General features: G+C 61.9%; 13 protein-coding genes, 2 tRNA genes and 1 pseudogene. 10 read left to right on the top strand and 6 right to left on the bottom strand.

Going from position 1 to position 16,661, the window contains the following annotated elements; translation table 11 throughout:
• The first annotated feature begins 1 nt into the window (after position 1).
• The 3 genes from carB to ASF04_RS04545 all read left to right on the top strand — a co-directional run bounded on the left by carB (position 2) and on the right by ASF04_RS04545 (position 4,398).
• Complete coding sequence (gene carB / locus ASF04_RS04555) at positions 2-3,232, top strand: carbamoyl-phosphate synthase large subunit (protein ID WP_056138556.1); 3,231 nt, start codon at positions 2-4, stop codon at positions 3,230-3,232.
• A gap of 210 nt (positions 3,233-3,442) precedes the next feature.
• Positions 3,443-3,919, top strand: coding sequence for a transcription elongation factor GreA (greA, locus tag ASF04_RS04550; RefSeq protein ID WP_026637342.1), 477 nt, complete (start codon positions 3,443-3,445; stop codon positions 3,917-3,919).
• The gene (locus ASF04_RS04545; protein ID WP_026637343.1) at positions 3,919-4,398 is read left to right on the top strand and encodes a DUF4149 domain-containing protein; all 480 of its coding nucleotides are present in this window, start codon (positions 3,919-3,921) and stop codon (positions 4,396-4,398) included. Before greA ends, ASF04_RS04545 begins: the two co-directional genes overlap by 1 nt.
• 49 nt (positions 4,399-4,447) lie before the next feature.
• On the opposite strand, the gene ASF04_RS04540 is transcribed toward ASF04_RS04545, so the two are convergent.
• Positions 4,448-4,918, bottom strand: a complete 471-nt coding sequence (locus tag ASF04_RS04540; RefSeq protein ID WP_019922146.1) for a YhbY family RNA-binding protein — start codon at positions 4,916-4,918, stop codon at positions 4,448-4,450.
• Positions 4,919-4,961: 43 nt separating this feature from the next.
• Between ASF04_RS04540 and ASF04_RS04535 the strand changes: the two genes are divergently transcribed.
• From ASF04_RS04535 to ASF04_RS04510, 6 genes are all read left to right on the top strand, one after another.
• On the top strand, positions 4,962-5,672 hold the full coding sequence (locus ASF04_RS04535) for an RlmE family RNA methyltransferase (RefSeq protein ID WP_056138554.1): 711 nt from the start codon (positions 4,962-4,964) through the stop codon (positions 5,670-5,672).
• A gap of 210 nt (positions 5,673-5,882) precedes the next feature.
• Entirely contained in the window at positions 5,883-7,766 is a 1,884-nt protein-coding gene (gene ftsH / locus ASF04_RS04530) for an ATP-dependent zinc metalloprotease FtsH (RefSeq protein ID WP_056138553.1), read from the top strand.
• Between the two features lie 67 nt (positions 7,767-7,833).
• Positions 7,834-8,673, top strand: coding sequence for a dihydropteroate synthase (folP, locus tag ASF04_RS04525; protein WP_056138550.1), 840 nt, complete (start codon positions 7,834-7,836; stop codon positions 8,671-8,673).
• A gap of 32 nt (positions 8,674-8,705) precedes the next feature.
• Positions 8,706-10,061: a phosphoglucosamine mutase gene (gene glmM / locus ASF04_RS04520; RefSeq protein ID WP_056138548.1), complete on the top strand. Its 1,356-nt coding sequence runs from the start codon at positions 8,706-8,708 to the stop codon at positions 10,059-10,061.
• A 72-nt stretch (positions 10,062-10,133) separates the two neighbouring features.
• Positions 10,134-10,210: transfer RNA gene (locus ASF04_RS04515), tRNA-Pro, on the top strand.
• Between the two features lie 69 nt (positions 10,211-10,279).
• A tRNA-Arg gene (locus tag ASF04_RS04510) sits at positions 10,280-10,356 on the top strand.
• A 32-nt stretch (positions 10,357-10,388) separates the two neighbouring features.
• On the opposite strand, the gene ASF04_RS04505 is transcribed toward ASF04_RS04510, so the two are convergent.
• Together ASF04_RS04505 and ASF04_RS04500 are read right to left on the bottom strand one after the other, a co-directional pair.
• Entirely contained in the window at positions 10,389-10,922 is a 534-nt protein-coding gene (locus ASF04_RS04505) for a hypothetical protein (protein WP_156368526.1), read from the bottom strand.
• A gap of 184 nt (positions 10,923-11,106) precedes the next feature.
• Positions 11,107-11,727, bottom strand: coding sequence for a hydrolase (locus ASF04_RS04500; protein WP_056138544.1), 621 nt, complete (start codon positions 11,725-11,727; stop codon positions 11,107-11,109).
• Positions 11,728-11,930: 203 nt separating this feature from the next.
• Between ASF04_RS04500 and ASF04_RS04495 the strand changes: the two genes are divergently transcribed.
• Positions 11,931-12,431, top strand: a complete 501-nt coding sequence (locus tag ASF04_RS04495) for an FKBP-type peptidyl-prolyl cis-trans isomerase (protein ID WP_056138542.1) — start codon at positions 11,931-11,933, stop codon at positions 12,429-12,431.
• A 42-nt stretch (positions 12,432-12,473) separates the two neighbouring features.
• On the opposite strand, the pseudogene ASF04_RS04490 reads toward ASF04_RS04495, so the two are convergent.
• The 3 genes and pseudogenes from ASF04_RS04490 to ASF04_RS04480 all read right to left on the bottom strand — a co-directional run.
• Positions 12,474-12,914 (bottom strand): annotated as a pseudogene (locus tag ASF04_RS04490) (TonB-dependent receptor domain-containing protein); the annotation flags it as partial.
• Positions 12,915-13,086: 172 nt separating this feature from the next.
• Positions 13,087-14,907, bottom strand: coding sequence for an EAL domain-containing protein (locus ASF04_RS04485; RefSeq protein ID WP_056138538.1), 1,821 nt, complete (start codon positions 14,905-14,907; stop codon positions 13,087-13,089).
• Positions 14,904-16,553 (bottom strand): methyl-accepting chemotaxis protein, encoded by a 1,650-nt coding sequence (locus tag ASF04_RS04480; RefSeq protein ID WP_056138536.1) that lies wholly within the window; start codon positions 16,551-16,553, stop codon positions 14,904-14,906. The genes ASF04_RS04485 and ASF04_RS04480 overlap by 4 nt, the downstream gene beginning before the upstream one ends.
• Positions 16,554-16,661: the final 108 nt, after the last annotated feature.

Raw genomic sequence — 16,661 nt, 5'->3', positions numbered from 1 at the left:
GATGCCTAAACGTTCTGACATTAAAAGTATTCTGATTATTGGCGCTGGTCCGATCATTATCGGCCAGGCCTGCGAGTTCGATTATTCCGGCGCCCAGGCCTGCAAGGCCCTGCGCGAAGAGGGTTATAAAGTCATCCTGGTCAACAGCAATCCTGCGACCATCATGACCGACCCGGAAATGGCCGATGTCACGTACATCGAGCCGATCACCTGGCAAGTCGTTGAAAAAATCATCGCCAAGGAAAAGCCGGACGCGATCCTGCCAACCATGGGCGGCCAGACTGCGCTGAACTGCGCGCTGGACCTGCATCGCCACGGCATCCTCGACAAGTACAAGGTCGAGCTGATCGGCGCCACGCCGGAAGCCATCGATAAGGCCGAAGACCGCTCCAAGTTCAAGGACGCGATGACCAAGATCGGCCTGGGCTCGGCCCGTTCCGGCGTGGCGCACTCGCTCGACGAAGCATGGGCGGTGCAGCGCGACGTCGGCTTCCCGACCATCATCCGTCCATCGTTCACGATGGGCGGCAGCGGCGGCGGTATCGCGTACAACGAAGAAGAATTCGAAGCGATCTGCAAACGCGGCCTGGAAGCGTCGCCAACCAACGAGCTGCTGATTGAAGAATCGCTGCTGGGCTGGAAAGAGTACGAGATGGAAGTGGTGCGCGACAAGGCGGACAACTGCATCATCATCTGCTCGATCGAAAATCTTGACCCGATGGGCGTGCACACCGGCGACTCGATCACCGTGGCGCCAGCGCAAACGCTGACCGACAAGGAATACCAGATTATGCGCAACGCCAGTCTGGCGGTGCTGCGTGAGATCGGTGTCGATACCGGCGGCTCCAACGTGCAGTTCTCGATCAACCCGGCCGACGGCCGCATGATCGTCATCGAAATGAACCCGCGCGTGTCGCGTTCGTCGGCCCTGGCCTCGAAAGCGACCGGCTTCCCGATCGCGAAAGTCGCGGCCAAGCTGGCCGTGGGCTTTACCCTGGACGAGCTGCGCAACGAGATCACCGGCGGCGCCACGCCAGCGTCGTTCGAGCCATCGATCGACTACGTGGTCACCAAGATCCCGCGCTTCACGTTCGAAAAATTCCCGACCGCCGATCATCACCTGACCACGCAGATGAAATCGGTCGGCGAAGTGATGGCGATCGGCCGCACCTTCCAGGAATCGTTCCAGAAAGCCTTGCGCGGCCTGGAAGTGGGCGTCGATGGTCTGAACGAAAAAACCAAGGACCGCGAGAAGATCGAAGAGGAACTGGGCGAGCCAGGTCCCGAGCGTATCTGGTACGTGGGCGACGCTTTTGCCCAGGGCTTCACGCTGGAAGAAGTGCACGCGCTGACCAAGATCGATCCATGGTTCCTGATCCAGATTAAAGAGATCGTGGACATCGAGCTGTGGCTCGACACGCAAAAGCTCGACCTGCTGGACAAGCCTACGCTGTACAAGCTCAAGCAAAAAGGCTTCTCGGACCGCCGCCTGGCCTTCCTGCTGCAAACCGATGCCAAGGCCGTGCGCTCCCGTCGCCACGAACTGGCGATCCGTCCCGTGTACAAGCGCGTGGACACCTGCGCTGCCGAATTCGCGACCAACACCGCGTACATGTATTCCACGTACGACGAGGAATGCGAATCCGCCCCGACCGACAAGAAAAAAATCATGGTGCTGGGCGGTGGCCCGAACCGTATCGGCCAGGGTATCGAGTTCGACTACTGCTGCGTGCACGCGGCGCTGGCGATGCGCGAAGACGGCTACGAGACCATCATGGTCAACTGCAACCCTGAAACCGTCTCCACCGACTACGACACGTCCGACCGTTTGTACTTCGAATCGCTGACGCTGGAAGACGTGCTGGAAATCGTCGAGCTGGAAAAGCCGGTGGGCGTGATCGTCCAGTACGGCGGCCAGACCCCGTTGAAACTGGCGCTGGACCTGGAAGCGAATGGCGTACCGATCGTCGGCACCTCGCCGGACATGATCGACGCCGCCGAAGACCGCGAGCGTTTCCAGCAGCTGCTGCACAAGCTGAACCTGCGCCAGCCGCCTAACCGTACCGCCCGTACCGAAGCCGACGCTTTGGCGCTGGCGCAGGAAATCGGCTACCCGCTGGTGGTGCGTCCTTCGTACGTGCTGGGCGGCCGCGCCATGGAAATCGTCCACGAGCAGCGTGACCTCGAGCGCTACATGCGCGAAGCGGTCAAGGTCTCGCACGATTCGCCGGTGCTGCTCGACCGCTTCCTGAACGACGCCATCGAGTGCGACGTCGATTGCATCAGCGACGGCGAAACCACCTTCATCGGCGGCGTGATGGAACACATCGAGCAAGCTGGCGTGCACTCGGGCGACTCGGCCTGCTCGCTGCCACCGTACTCGCTGGCGCAAGAGACCATCGACGAACTGAAGCGCCAGACCGCGCTGATGGCCAAGGGCCTCAACGTGGTCGGCCTGATGAACGTGCAGTTCGCGATCCAGAAGCAGGACGTGGACGGCGTACAGCAGGACGTGGTGTACGTGCTGGAAGTGAATCCGCGCGCTTCGCGCACGGTGCCGTTCGTGTCGAAAGCGACCGGCCTGCAACTGGCCAAGATCGCCGCCCGTTGCATGGTCGGCCAGACCCTGGCAGCGCAAGGCATCACTGAAGAAGTCGTGCCGCCATACTACAGCGTCAAGGAAGCCGTGTTCCCGTTCGTGAAGTTCCCTGGCGTCGATACCATTCTCGGACCAGAGATGAAGTCGACCGGCGAAGTAATGGGCGTGGGCCGTACCTTCGGCGAAGCGTTCGTCAAGTCGCAGCTGGGCGCCGGCGTCAAGCTGCCGAAGTCGGGCAAGGTGTTCCTGTCGGTGAAATCGTCCGACAAGCCGCGCGCCGTCAAGGTGGCGCGCGACCTGGTCGATGCCGGCTTCTCGCTGGTGGCAACCAAGGGCACCGCTGCCGTGATCTCCACGGCCGGCATCCCGGTCATCGCCGTCAACAAGGTGGCCGAAGGCCGTCCGCACATCGTCGACATGATCAAGAACCACGAGATCGTGCTGGTGATTAATACGGTGGAAGAAAAACGCAGCGCCATCAACGACTCGCGCGCGATCCGCACGTCGTCGCTGGCCGCGCGCGTGACCACGTACACGACCATCGCCGGCGCCGAAGCGGCAGTGGAAGGCATCCGTCATCTCGACGAATTGCAAGTGTACGATTTACAAGGACTGCATAAGGCTTTACACTAAACCTTCGGTGGCAGTAAAACCTACCGCGCGTCCCGCTATCGCCTCTCCGTTGCTCAGCGTACCTGCGTACGCTTCCGCTACTCAAGACGACATCGGGTCGCTCGCTACGGTTTTCCAAGCCCCCGGCGCAGGATCCAATTAACCACAGAGCTCACGCTGCAGTTGGCGTGGCCTCTGTGGTTTTCCATTGTAAAAACAGAGTAAACAGATATGACTTCAGTTCCACTTACCATATTCGGCGCAAACCTCCTGCGGGAAGAGCTGCACCAGTTGAAGACCAAAGAACGCCGTATCGTGATCGACGCGATTGCCGAAGCGCGCTCGCACGGCGACCTGTCCGAAAACGCCGAGTACGATGCCGCCAAGGAGCGCCAGGCGTTTGTGGAAGGCCGTATTGCCGAACTCGAAGGCAAGCTGAGCGCCGCGCAGATCATCGACCCCACCACGCTCGAAGCCGATGGCCGCGTGGTGTTTGCCGCGACCGTGGATCTGGAAGATCTCGAGTCCGGCGCCAAGGTGACGTACCAGATCGTCGGCCTCGACGAAGCCGATCTCAAACTGAGCAAAGTATCGGTGACCTCGCCGATCGCCCGCGCGCTGATCGGCAAGTCCGCCGGCGACGTGGTGGAAGTGCAGGCGCCGTCCGGCCCGCGCGAATACGAAATTCTGGAAGTGCGTTACGTCTGATGCTATTAGCCCGTACCCGTTTGCTGGTTGCCACGCTGTGGGCCGGCAGCCTGTGGGGCGTCGGCTACATCGCCGCGCCCACGCTGTTTGCCACCGTGCCTGACCGCGTGCTGGCCGGCACCATCGCCGGCAGCCTGTTCAACACCCAGGCCTGGGTGTCGATCGCGTGCGGCGTGTTGATGCTGCTGCTGTTGTGGGCGACCAGGCCCGGTACCGAGGGCATTTTTGCCGGTCCGGCCGTGAATATGGCGGCCAAGGGCCGCCGCACGGTGATGATCATCGTGGTGGTGATGCTGGCGTGTACGCTGGTGTCGCACTTCGGCCTGCAGCCGATGATGGCCGCGTTGCGCGCGAGTGCTGGTCCGGGAGGGGTAATGGAGTCGGCTGCCAAGAACGAATTCGGCATCCTGCACGGCATTTCCAGCAGCATCTTCCTGGTACAAAGCCTGCTGGCTGCGTGGCTGGTGGTAAAACAATAACTGCACCGTCGCTGCCGCCTGCGCGGGAGCGACGATACGTTGGCGCAGCTTACTTCGAACCGAGCGCGCTTTTCTTGCTGGACTTCTGCTGTGGCTTGGCGCGTTTGATGTTGCCGCCCTGGGTCACTCGCTCATTCCCTTTAAGCAATACCTTGGTCACCGATGGACGCTTGGTGCCGCTCGGGCTAGGCTTGACGATGGTCACTTCGCGCAGGCCCTTGCCGGACGTGGAGCGTTCCTTGGTGGTTTCCACTTTCGGACGGTAGAGCACGAACAGCTTGCCGATGTGTTGCACTGGTGCTGCTTCGAGTTCCTGGCAGATGGTGTCGTACATGGCAACGCGCGCTTCACGGTCGTCGCCGAACACGCGCACCTTGATCAGGCCGTGCGAATCGAGGCCCAGGGAAATTTCCTTGAGGACGTTGGCGGTCAGTCCCGCTTCGCCGATCAGGACGATGGGCTTGAGCGCGTGAGCTTCGGCGCGCAGGGCACTGCGCTCAACGGGGGTAAGTTTAATCATAATTAATTTCTGGTAGTTCTCTTAAAGGCAGTATTCTACGCGAATGGCAAAGAACAAATTAAACAAAAACTGGATTCACGACCACATTAATGATCCGTACGTGAAATTGGCCCAGAAGGAGGGCTATCGCGCCCGTGCGGCTTTCAAGCTGAAAGAGATCGACGAGGAAGAAAAACTGATCAAACCGGGACAGGTCATCGTCGACCTCGGTTGTACCCCTGGCAGCTGGGCGCAATACACGCGCCGCAAGCTGGCGGGCAAGGACGGCGGCGGTGTCAACGGCACCCTGATCGGGCTCGATATCTTGCCGATGGCGCCGGTGGCCGATTTCCACTTCATCCAGGGCGACTTCCGCGAGCCGGAAGTGTTGCAAAAAATGGAGGACGTGCTGCAAGGCCAGAAAGTGGACCTGGTGTTGTCCGACATGGCGCCCAACCTGTCCGGCATCGCCGACAGCGACGCCGCCCGCATGGAGCACCTGATCGACCTGGCCATCGAGTTTTCGCAGGCCCACATGAAACCCTCGGGCGCCTTGCTGGTCAAATGTTTTAAAGACATGGGTTTTAACGACATTGTGCTGAAATTCCGTAAGGAATTTAAAACCGTGACGCAAAAAAAACCCAAGGCCAGCCGAGACAAATCGTCAGAAATTTTCGTGCTCGGCCGCGGCCTGAAAAACCCGACCGACAGCATGGCGTCCGCAGTACCGTACGAACTCGACGATTTCGCGCCGATTCGCCCTGAAGTTGACTGATTTACCCTTGATATTCGTCCAGCAGGCCGCATATCGGCCAAGGTGAAGCATTTTTATCTTGATCGACCTGCAATTTTGATCAAATAATGTGAGCTTGGCCGGGTTTGCGCCCGGTAGAGGAGTGGGCTTCTGGCACCGCCTGCTTATTGCGAGTAAAATCGGGTTTCTAGCTATAGGTTAAGAGATGCGCCCTGCATCCAAGGAGTTTTCGTGAATAACATGTTTTCCAAGTCAGCCATTTGGGTAGTCGTCGTACTGCTCCTGCTCATGCTGTACAAGCAGTTCGATAGCCATGGCGTTGCAGCTGGCGCCCGACCTATTCCATACTCCGAACTGCTCGATGCGGTAAAAGCCAAGAACATCAAGGAAGTTGTCATTGAAGGCACCAGCATCACTGCCGTCAAGAGCGACGACACCAAGGTGCGCACCACTGCGTCCCTGCTCGATCGTGGCCTGATTGGCGACCTGCGCGACAACGGCGTCAAGTTCGACATCCGTCCGCCGGAAGAGCCAGGCTTCCTGCAGCAAATCTTCGTCTCGTGGTTCCCGATGCTGTTGCTGATAGGCGTGTGGATTTTCTTCATGCGTCAGATGCAGGGCGGCGGCAAGGGCGGCGCATTCTCCTTCGGCAAGTCGAAGGCGCGCATGCTGGACGACTCCAATAATTCGGTCACCTTTGCCGACGTTGCCGGTTGCGACGAAGCCAAGGAAGAAGTCAGCGAAATCGTCGATTTCCTGCGCGACCCAAGCAAATTCCAGAAACTCGGCGGCCGCATTCCACGCGGCGTGCTGATGGTAGGTCCTCCAGGTACCGGTAAGACCCTGCTGGCCCGTGCGATTGCCGGCGAAGCGAAGGTGCCGTTCTTCTCGATCTCTGGTTCTGACTTCGTCGAAATGTTCGTCGGCGTCGGTGCATCGCGTGTCCGTGACATGTTCGAGAACGCCAAGAAGCATTCGCCATGCATTATCTTCATCGACGAGATCGACGCGGTCGGCCGTCACCGTGGCGCCGGCATGGGCGGCGGTAACGACGAACGCGAACAGACGTTGAACCAGTTGCTGGTCGAGATGGACGGCTTCGAAGCGCAATCCGGCGTGATCGTGATTGCTGCGACCAACCGCGCCGACGTGCTCGATAAAGCGCTGCTGCGCCCAGGTCGTTTCGACCGTCAAGTGTCGGTCGGTTTGCCGGACATCCGTGGCCGCGAACAGATCCTCAACGTGCACATGCGTAAAGTGCCGATCGGCACCGATGTCAAGGCCGACATCCTGGCCCGTGGTACGCCTGGCTTCTCGGGCGCCGACCTGGCCAATCTGGTCAACGAGGCTGCGCTGTTTGCTGCCCGCCGCGCCAAGCGCCTGGTCGATATGGCCGACTTCGAAGATGCCAAGGACAAGATCTTCATGGGTCCCGAGCGCAAGTCGATGGTTATCCGCGAGGAAGAGCGTCGCAACACCGCTTACCACGAGTCCGGTCACGCCGTGGTCGCCAAGCTGCTGCCTAAGGCAGATCCAGTCCACAAGGTAACCATCATGCCGCGCGGCTGGGCCCTGGGCCTGACCTGGCAGCTGCCGGAACACGACCGCATCTCGGGCTACAAGGACAAGATGCTGGAAGAAATTTCGATCCTGTTCGGCGGCCGTATCGCGGAAGAGATTTTTGTTGGCCAGATGTCCACCGGCGCCTCCAACGACTTCCAGCGCGCCACCAAGCTGGCCCGTTCGATGGTCACCAAGTTCGGCATGTCCGATTCGCTGGGCGTGATGGTGTACGAGGATGAGCAGAACGACGGCTTCATGGGTGGCAGCAACAAGACCATCTCGGAAGCGACCCAGCAAAAGGTCGATGCGGAAATCCGCAACATCCTTGACCAGCAATATGCACTGGCCCGCCAGCTGCTGGAAGATAACCGCGAAAAAGTCGAAGTCATGACCAAGGCGCTGCTCGACTGGGAAACCATCGACGCGGACCAGATCAACGACATCATGGCCGGCCTCGAGCCGCGTCCGCCTAAACCAGGCGTGACCATCCGCAAGCAGCCACCTGGCGACGGCGGTTCGGGCGTTTCGCCTACCGTGACCGCACCAGCGTAAGCCTGCGGCAGGTATTCAACACCCAAGGGTGAGGAGTAATCCTCGCCCTTTTTCTTTATAGAATCAGATGCGATCCACATTCCAGTTCGGCCGTTTCAACTACCCCTTGCAGGGCGCAGGCCGGCGCCCGCGCGTGATGGGCATTCTCAACGTCACACCCGACTCCTTTTCCGACGGCGGCAACTACCAGGCGCTCGAGTTCGCCCTCGGCCATGCCGAAGCGATGATCGAAGAGGGCGTCGATATCATCGACATCGGTGGCGAGTCCACCCGGCCTGGCTCGCCGCCGGTGTCTCTGGAGGACGAGTTGCAGCGCGTGATGCCGGTGGTCTATGCGCTGCGCGATCTCGGTCCTGCCATTTCGGTCGATACCTACAAGCCGCAGGTGATGCGCGAAGCCATCATTGCCGGCGTGGACATGATCAACGATATAAACGGTTTCCGCGCCTGCGGCGCCATCGATGCGGTACGCGACAGCGACTGCGCGCTGTGTATCATGCACATGCAGTCCGATCCGCAGCACATGCAGCTGGCGCCCAGCTACGCCGACGTGGTGGATGAGGTGGTCGCTTTCCTGCGCGAACGCATCGACGCGCTGCTGGAGGCCGGGATTGATCCGCGTCGATTATGCATCGATCCGGGTTTTGGCTTCGGCAAGACGGTAGAGCATAATTACGCATTGCTCAAGGCGACAGGCCGGCTCATCGAAGAAACAGGCATGCCGCTGCTGGCGGGGCTGTCGCGCAAGTCGATGATCGGCGCGGTGACCGGCAAGCCGGTGGAGCGGCGCGCAGCTGGCAGCGTGGGCGGCGCCCTGGCGGCGGTGGCGCAAGGCGCCATCATCGTCCGCGTGCACGACGTGGCCGACACGGTGGATGCGCTCAAGGTATGGCAGGCAGCCCAATAAAAGACATAACAGACACAGAAAGAGCACACGACATGGCACGACAATATTTTGGCACCGATGGTATCCGCGGCCTGGTGGGCGTCTCGCCCATTACGCCTGACTTTGTTATGCGCCTCGGCTATGCTGCGGGCAAGGTCCTGGCCGGCAAGGGCACCGGGACGGGCAGCAAGCGTCCCACCGTCCTGATCGGCAAGGACACGCGCATTTCCGGCTACATGCTCGAAGCCGCGCTGGAAGCCGGCCTGGCCGCCGCCGGCGTGGACGTGATGCTGGCCGGCCCGATGCCCACGCCAGCGATTGCCTATCTGACGCGCGCACTGCGCCTGTCGGCCGGCGTGGTGATCTCGGCCTCGCACAACCCGTTCCAGGACAATGGCATCAAGTTCTTTTCCGACCAGGGCACCAAGCTGCCCGACGCGGTCGAACTCGAGATCGAAGCCGCGCTCGAGCACCCGATGGAATGCGTGGCGCCGGAAAAACTCGGTCGCGCCAAGCGCCTCGACGATGCCCAAGGCCGTTACATCGAATTTTGCAAGAGCACGTTCCCCAACGAGCTCGATCTGCGCGGCCTGAAGGTCGTGGTCGATTGCGCCCATGGCGCCGCGTACAACATCGCGCCGCACGTATTCCATGAACTAGGCGCGGAAGTGATCGCCATCGGTAACAAGCCGGACGGCTTCAACATCAACAAGGCCCACGGCGCCACTGCACCGGAGGCGATGGCCGCCGCTGTGCGCGCCCACGGCGCCGACCTCGGCATCGCCCTCGACGGCGACGCCGACCGCCTGATCATGTGCGACGCCAACGGCCGCCTCTATAACGGCGACGAGCTGCTGTACCTGATGGTCATGGACCGCCTGGCCACCGGCCCGGTAGCTGGCGCCGTAGGCACCCTGATGACCAATATGGCGGTGGAAGTCGCGATCAAGCAGAAGGGCGTGGGTTTTGCGCGCGCCAAGGTGGGCGACCGCTATGTGCTCGAAGTGATGCAGGAGAAGGGCTGGCTGCTGGGCGGCGAGGGCTCGGGCCACCTGTTGTGCATCGACAAGCACACCACCGGCGATGGCATCATCTCGGCACTGCAAGTGCTGTCGGCCCTCAAGCGCGCCGGCCGCTCGCTGGAAGAGGCTACCGCCGACCTGGTGCTGTTCCCGCAGAGCCTGATCAACGTGCGCGTCACGCCCGGCTTCGACTGGAGCCAGAACGCTGCCATGGTGGCTGAAAAAGAGCAGGTCGAGCGCGAGCTGGGTGACACCGGCCGCGTCCTGATCCGCGCCTCCGGCACCGAACCGCTGATCCGCGTGATGGTGGAAGCGCGTAGCGCCGACGACGCCAGGTCGATGGCGCAGCGCATTGCCGACAAGATCGACGTCAAACTGGCTGCCTGATTGGTTCGATTTTGCAAGATACTTGGGGGCGTCCATTGACGGCAAAGCCCCGGAGGATTAGAATGCTGTCTTCGGAGTGTAGCGCAGCCCGGTAGCGCACCTGGTTTGGGACCAGGGGGTCCAAGGTTCGAATCCTTGTACTCCGACCAAAAACACTAAACGGGTTGTCCTAGACAACCCGTTTTTCATTTCTGCGGCGAATTCTCGCTGTACAAAAACTGCCCATAGCTCAGTTGGATAGAGCATCAGCCTTCTAAGCTGAGGGTCGCAGGTTCGATTCCTGCTGGGCAGGCCAAATTCTGAATTGATCGTATTTCCGGTGTGGCATCAGGGCGTGACGGGCCTGGGCTTCTGGTTCTGTGCCAGCCTGGTTGCGGCAGCAAGATCGATCTCGGCCACGGGCACATTGAAGGTCGCCCAGCACTTGGTCGGCGCAGCGCACAGCAGTTGGATGGTAGCGTCCTTGTGCACCCACCGCGCAGAGCGGCCATCGTCGGACGCCGGGGCGCCGAATCGGGTCGAGATCGACTGGAAAATCGTCTCCCGTTCCGTGCCTTCCGCCAGCACTTTAATGCGCGTCACGGTCAGGTCTTTTTTCAACGCAATCTCGAACCACCCGCGCGCAGCCCAGAGCGGACGCGAGTCCGGATCCGGCAAATAGGCGCTGCCCCAGCGCCCGCCGATGTCATCCATGCGCGGACTGCTCCGCCAGCAAATTTGTTCGGCTTTCTCGTTGTTGAGCGGACAAATGCCAGGCGAATGCTTGAGCTTTCCATTGAAGGGGATGCCGAGCACCTGCGTAGGAGCAGCCATGACAGCAAGCGGCAGTGCTGTCATCACGAGCGCTAAAAAAGTTTTCATGGCGGTATTCTGAGAGTAGTTACCTTCGAGTCGCTTGGTCTTGCCGACTACCCTGTATTCTACCGAGGCTCAGGTGCGCCTAAACCTGACACACGAACGGAAACCGGCTTCTGATCTTCAAATTGAAGGTGCCGATGCCATCCATTGAGGTACGGATGTCAGCACAGCCAGGTATTTGGCCAAATCACTGCGGCGTCAGCATCTGTCGCGCATACCGCAATCCCACGCCATAACCGCCGCCATTTTTCTCCACCACCGCGCGCGCCGCGTCGTAGGTGTCGTGGCGGGTCCAGTCGCGTTGCAGCTCCAACAGCACTTGCAGCCAGCTGGTCGGTTGTGCGCCTTTGGCGGTCATGCGTTGCAATGCGAGGTTGTGGCCGGCTTCGGTGAGGCCGCCGCAGGCATCGCCAGCGACGTAGCATTCATAGCCCGCTTCGATGGCGCTGAGCACGGCAAAGCTGATGCACGCTTCGGTCAGCATGCCGGAGAAGATCAGCTTTTTGCGGCCGGTGGCGACGATGGCTGCCTGCACTGCCGGGTCTTCCCAGGCGTTCATATTGCGGCGCTCCAGCACCGGGTGGTCGGGGATCAGCGCGTGCAGGTCGGGCAACAGCGGGCCGCTATAGACCTTGCTGGCCGAGGTGCTGGCGACGATCGGCAGCGAGAAAGCCAGCGCCGCTTCCAGCAGGGCCACGGAATTGTTGAGCAGGGTCTGGCGATCCATCGATTGCACGGCAAATTGCAGACCGGCTTGCTGGTCGAGCAGGACCAGCGCGCAATTGTCGGGGGTGAGTAAATCTTGCATGGTGTGCTTTCGAAGCAGGGAGGAAGCCTTCGATTGTAGGCAAGTCTCCAGCACTGCATAACCCGCGAAGTGGGCGGGTGCGCTTCCCTCCTAGGTAGCAGGCGCGACGGGCAACCTCCGCGCGCACCGTAGCCATTTCGGATTGGCAGGAGGCGTGCCGCGCTGTATGCTGCGGCGGCTGACAACCATCACGAAAGAACCTCATGAAACTGCTGTCCTCCGCCATCCTCGGTTTGACCCTCACCCTGGCTTTGGCCGCCTGCAACAAAAAAGACCCCCCGCCTGCCGCCGAGGCTCCGGCTGCAGCTGCAACTCCAGCACCAACACCAGCCGCTGAAGTACCAGCCGCTGCACCGGTAGCCAGCACCGAACTGCAAAAGATCGACACCGTCGTCGGCACCGGCAAGGAAGCCGTGGCTGGCGCCACCGCTGTCGTCAACTACACCGGCTGGCTGTACGTGCCGAGCGCGCCGGCCCAGCATGGCGAGCAGTTCGATTCGTCGGTCGGTCGTTCGCCGTTCAGCTTCCAGCTCGGTGGCGGCCAGGTCATCAAGGGTTGGGACGAGGGCGTGCAGGGCATGAAAGTGGGCGGCAAGCGTACCCTGATCGTGCCGGCCAGCTATGGTTACGGCGAGCGCGGCGTGGGTCCGATTCCACCGAACTCCAACCTGATCTTCGACGTCGAACTGCTCGACGTCAAGTAATGTCACACCAGCCTCCCGGCGCGGGAGGCTGTCTTCACCGCATCAGAAACGGTACCTGGCCGTCAGCGCCACCGCGCGGCCAGGGCCGTACATGCCCGAGTACCACCAGTCTGACACCGACGGCGTATATTGCTTGTCGAACAGGTTGCTCACGTTAACCGTCGCCGACAGCTTGTTGCTGAAGTCATAGCGGCCCATCAGGCTGGCCACTGCGTACGACTTCTGTTCCCAGTACAGGTCGCGCTCGATCTGCCACGCCGAAATATCCGAATACACCTTGCTCTGCCAGTTGACGCCACCGCCCACGGTCAGGCGATTGAGTTCGCCCGGCATCTGGTACGTGGTCCACAGCTTGACCAGGTTGCGCGGGAACGTGGTCTGGATGGTCTTGTCTTCGTTGCTCCTGGTGCGGCCATGGGACCAAGAGGCTGAAACATTCCAGTTCGGCGTCAACGCGCCGGTCGCTTCCAGGTCCAGGCCCTCGGTGCGGGCGCCCTGGCCGCCATTTGGCTGTTATCGGAGCAGGATGGCGAGATATTCAATCCTTGCCAGGGCTAAGAATCACCCACTACAAGAAGAATGCCGTGATTGCATTTGCGGTCGATGAAACGAATGTCGAGGTCGCAATTCCTGGCGTCTTTTACGGTGGGCGGGACTATGCGTCCGGTTTGGACGTTGACGAAAACATCTGAGCGGCCACGTTCTCGCGCTGCCGCACCAGGTAGTCAATAAATGCCCCCGCCGCCAGCGGCTTCGAAAAATGGTAGCCCTGCGCCACATCGCAGCCCCATTCACGGATCAGCGCCAGCGACTGCGCGGTTTCCACGCCTTCGGCCACGACCTGGTAATCGAGTTCGCGTGCCAGGGCGATCAGCGAGCGGACGATGCGCTGGTCGCGCGGGTTGGTGTGGACGTGGCGGATCAGCGACTGGTCCACCTTGACCACTGTGGCCGGCACTTTCTGCAAATACGAGAAATTGCTGTAGCCTGTGCCGAAGTCGTCGAGCGCCAGGCCCATGCCCAGCGCGCGGATGCGGTGCAGCGTGGCCAGGATGTCCGCGCTTTCCATCCAGACGCCCTCCGTGCACTCGATTTCCACGTAGCGCGGATCGACGCGATGCTGCCGGCAGGCGGCGGCCAGCCGGTCCACCAGGTCCGGCTCCTCGAAATTCCAGGCCGACAGGTTCAGCGCCACCTTCACCAGGTGACCGCCCGCATGCCACGCGCCCAACTGGGCGATGGCGGTGTTGATGACCCAGTCGCTAAGCGGACCGATCAGGGCGGTGGTCTCCATCAGCGGGATGAATTCGGCCGGCGAGATCGCGCCCAGCTCGCGGTGATGCCAGCGCAGCAGCGCTTCGGCGCCGTGGCAGGCGCCGCCGGGCAGGTCGTGCTTCGGTTGATACACGAGTTCGAACTCGCCGTCGGCAATTGCCCGGCGCACATCGTGCAGCAGGCGGAACGCACGCCGCTGTTGCGCGTCTTCGCTGTCGCTGTACAGGCTCCAGCGCTGTTGTGCGCTGAGGGCCTGGTTGACGGCGGCGGCCGCCTGGCGCGGCGCATCGGCAGCCGAATCGGCACCCAGCGCAAAGCGCACGATGCCGCCAAAGCCGGGCAGGACGAGCGGAATATTGAGGCTAGTGAGCGGGGTTTGCAGCGCCGCGTCCAGCCCGTACAGGTAGTCGATGAAGGCGTCGCTGTCGGCGTCGCGCGAGAGCAGGGCGAAGCGGGTGTCGCCCAGGTGGTAGACCTGGGCGCGATCCGCGAATAGTTGTTGCAGACGGGCGCCCACTTCGCGCACCAGCTGGTCGTGTACGGCCGCGCCCATCACGCGGATGATTTCGAAGGCGCGGGCGGCGTCGGGCATGGCAAGGTCCACCAGCACGCGTTGCGCGCCCGGGGCCAGCGCGGCGGCTGCACCCAGGTCGTCGGCCAGCTGGTATTTATTCGGCATGCCGCTCACCGCATCCACGTGCCCCACCGCGCGGCCCAGCGTGATGTGCGCCATCACCAGGCCGGCCAGCGTGGCCAGGCGCTGCTGGTCGCTGGCAGGGAGCGCGCGGGTGCGCTGGTCGATCAGGCACAGTGCGCCGATGGCGTAGCCGTCCTGCGTCACCAGCGGCGCGCCGGCGTAAAAGCGCACGCCTTGCGGCCCGGCCACCAGCGGGTTGCCGGCAAAGCGGGGATCGCGCAGCGTGTCTTCGATCACCAGCACGCTGGCCTGGGCGATCGTGTATTGGCAGAAGGCCTTGTCGCGGTCGGTGTTTGGCGGGCAGTAACCGACTGCCGACTTGATCCACTGGCGGTCGCTGTCGAGCAGCGAAATATAGGCGCCCGAGACGTCGAACAGGGTTTTCGCCAGCGCGGTTACGCTGTCGAAGTAGGCGCTGGTGTTGGTGTTGAGGACGCCCAGTTGCTGCAACGCCCGCACCCGCTCCGGTTCCGAGTTTTGCCGCAACAGCACCGGCAGCGTCATGCCGTTGCGGCCAGCAGCAACTGCGGCTCCGCTGTGCGTGCAGACCGGCCTGCCGGCGCCGCCACGGCGCTGCGCTCGGTCTTGAACACGCCAACCGCGTGATTGAGCAGGGCGGCCTGGTCATGCAGGGTATCGACCGTGCCGGTCGCTTCTTCGACCAGCGCCGCGTTCTGCTGCGTCACCTGGTCCATCTGGGCGATGGCGCGGTTGACTTCCTCAATACCCACGCGTTGCTCCTCGCTGGCGCTGGCGATCGATTCGACCATGTCGGAGACGCGCTTGACGCTGCTGACGATGTCCTGCATGGTGCTGCCCGCGTGTTCGGCCAGGTCGGTGCCGGTGTGAATGCGTTCCACCGATTCGTCGATCAGCGCCTTGACTTCGCGCGCGGCGGTGGAGCTGCGCTGGGCCAGGTTGCGCACCTCTGTGGCGACCACGGCAAAACCACGGCCTTGTTCGCCGGCGCGCGCTGCTTCCACCGCTGCGTTCAGGGCCAGGATATTGGTCTGGAAAGCGATGCCGTCGATCACGCTGATGATCTCTTCGATCTTGCGCGAGGATGCGTCGATGGCGTTCATGGTCTGCACCACCTGGCCGACGATGTCGCCGCCCTGGCTGGCGACGCCGGATGCTTCGCGCGCCAGCTTGCTGGCGTTGCGGGCACTGTCGGCGTTCTGCTTGACGGTGGCGGTCAGCTCTTCCATGGCCGACGCGGTTTCTTCCAGCGAGCTGGCCTGGTCCTCGGTGCGGCTGGACAAGTCCTGGTTGCCTGCCGAAATCTGGGTGCTGATGCTGGAAACGGCCTGCGCCGCGTCATGCACTTCGGTGACGGTGGCGTGCAGGTTGCCGCTCATCTTGACCAGCACCGCCATGATGCTGTCGCGGTCGCCGTCACGCAGGCTGACCTGGTGATACAGCTCGCCACGATCGACGGCGTTGGCCAGCGCTTTCACCTCGGACGGCTCGGCGCCGAGTGCGCGCAGCAAGTGTTGCGAGACGCGCCATGCCACCACGGCGCCGATTGCCATCGCGATCGCCACCGCCAGCAAGGCCAGCGCCTGGAAGTTGTGGGCGCCGTGGCGGGCCAGTTCGGACTCGGCCTCGGTCATTTTTTCTTCCTGGTCGATAAAGCCGTTGATGCTGGCCAGCCAGTCGATGAAGGCCGGCCTGGCCTGGCCCAGCATCAGGCCGCGCGCGCCGTCGATATCGCCGGCGCGGCGCGCCTCGATGATCTGCCTGACCAGCGGCGTGGCGCGCGCTTCGTTCTGCTTGATCTTGTCCAGCCAGGCGCGTTCCTCCGGCATCACCCTGGCCTTGGCCTGGCCGAACAGGGCGTCCATCGGGCGCGCCGATTGCTGGTAGTCGGCGTCGAGCTTGTCGATCAGGGCGGCCACGGCGGCCACATCGGCGTCCGCCACCAGCGTGACATCGCGTAGCGCAATTGCACGGTCATGCACGCTGCCACGGAAATTAATCGCGTAGCGCTGTTTGACGTTGTTGACCTCGCTGATGTGCTGCAGGCTGTTGTCGATGGCGTTGACCTTGACCACGCTCAGGGCGGTCAAAGCCAGCATCATCGCCAGGATGATGCCGAAGCCGATCCGCAGGCGGGCCGCGACGCCGAGGCCGGTGTGATTGTTTTCCATGGGGATTCCTTAAGAGCCAACGACGATAGTGAAGCTGATGCCGCTATCATATTTCCTAAAACCAATTCTGTTAAGTTTATAGATTAAATAAACTCAATAGAGTTTTCC

This window comes from Duganella sp. Leaf61 (genome assembly GCF_001421905.1).
GTDB classification, from domain to species: domain Bacteria; phylum Pseudomonadota; class Gammaproteobacteria; order Burkholderiales; family Burkholderiaceae_D; genus Rugamonas; species Rugamonas zoogloeoides.
This window is presented reverse-complemented; position numbering and strand designations above follow the sequence as displayed.

Excerpts from the sequence above, each read along its gene's own strand:
- carB (WP_056138556.1), top strand. The coding sequence starts at position 2 with ATGCCTAAACGTTCTGACATTAAAAGTATTCTGATTATTGGCGCTGGT.
- greA (WP_026637342.1), top strand. The coding sequence starts at position 3,443 with ATGACTTCAGTTCCACTTACCATATTCGGCGCAAACCTCCTGCGGGAA.
- ASF04_RS04545 (WP_026637343.1), top strand. The coding sequence starts at position 3,919 with ATGCTATTAGCCCGTACCCGTTTGCTGGTTGCCACGCTGTGGGCCGGC.
- ASF04_RS04540 (WP_019922146.1), bottom strand. The coding sequence starts at position 4,918 with ATGATTAAACTTACCCCCGTTGAGCGCAGTGCCCTGCGCGCCGAAGCT.
- ASF04_RS04535 (WP_056138554.1), top strand. The coding sequence starts at position 4,962 with ATGGCAAAGAACAAATTAAACAAAAACTGGATTCACGACCACATTAAT.
- folP (WP_056138550.1), top strand. The coding sequence starts at position 7,834 with ATGCGATCCACATTCCAGTTCGGCCGTTTCAACTACCCCTTGCAGGGC.
- glmM (WP_056138548.1), top strand. The coding sequence starts at position 8,706 with ATGGCACGACAATATTTTGGCACCGATGGTATCCGCGGCCTGGTGGGC.
- ASF04_RS04505 (WP_156368526.1), bottom strand. The coding sequence starts at position 10,922 with ATGAAAACTTTTTTAGCGCTCGTGATGACAGCACTGCCGCTTGCTGTC.
- ASF04_RS04500 (WP_056138544.1), bottom strand. The coding sequence starts at position 11,727 with ATGCAAGATTTACTCACCCCCGACAATTGCGCGCTGGTCCTGCTCGAC.
- ASF04_RS04495 (WP_056138542.1), top strand. The coding sequence starts at position 11,931 with ATGAAACTGCTGTCCTCCGCCATCCTCGGTTTGACCCTCACCCTGGCT.
- ASF04_RS04485 (WP_056138538.1), bottom strand. The coding sequence starts at position 14,907 with ATGACGCTGCCGGTGCTGTTGCGGCAAAACTCGGAACCGGAGCGGGTG.
- ASF04_RS04480 (WP_056138536.1), bottom strand. The coding sequence starts at position 16,553 with ATGGAAAACAATCACACCGGCCTCGGCGTCGCGGCCCGCCTGCGGATC.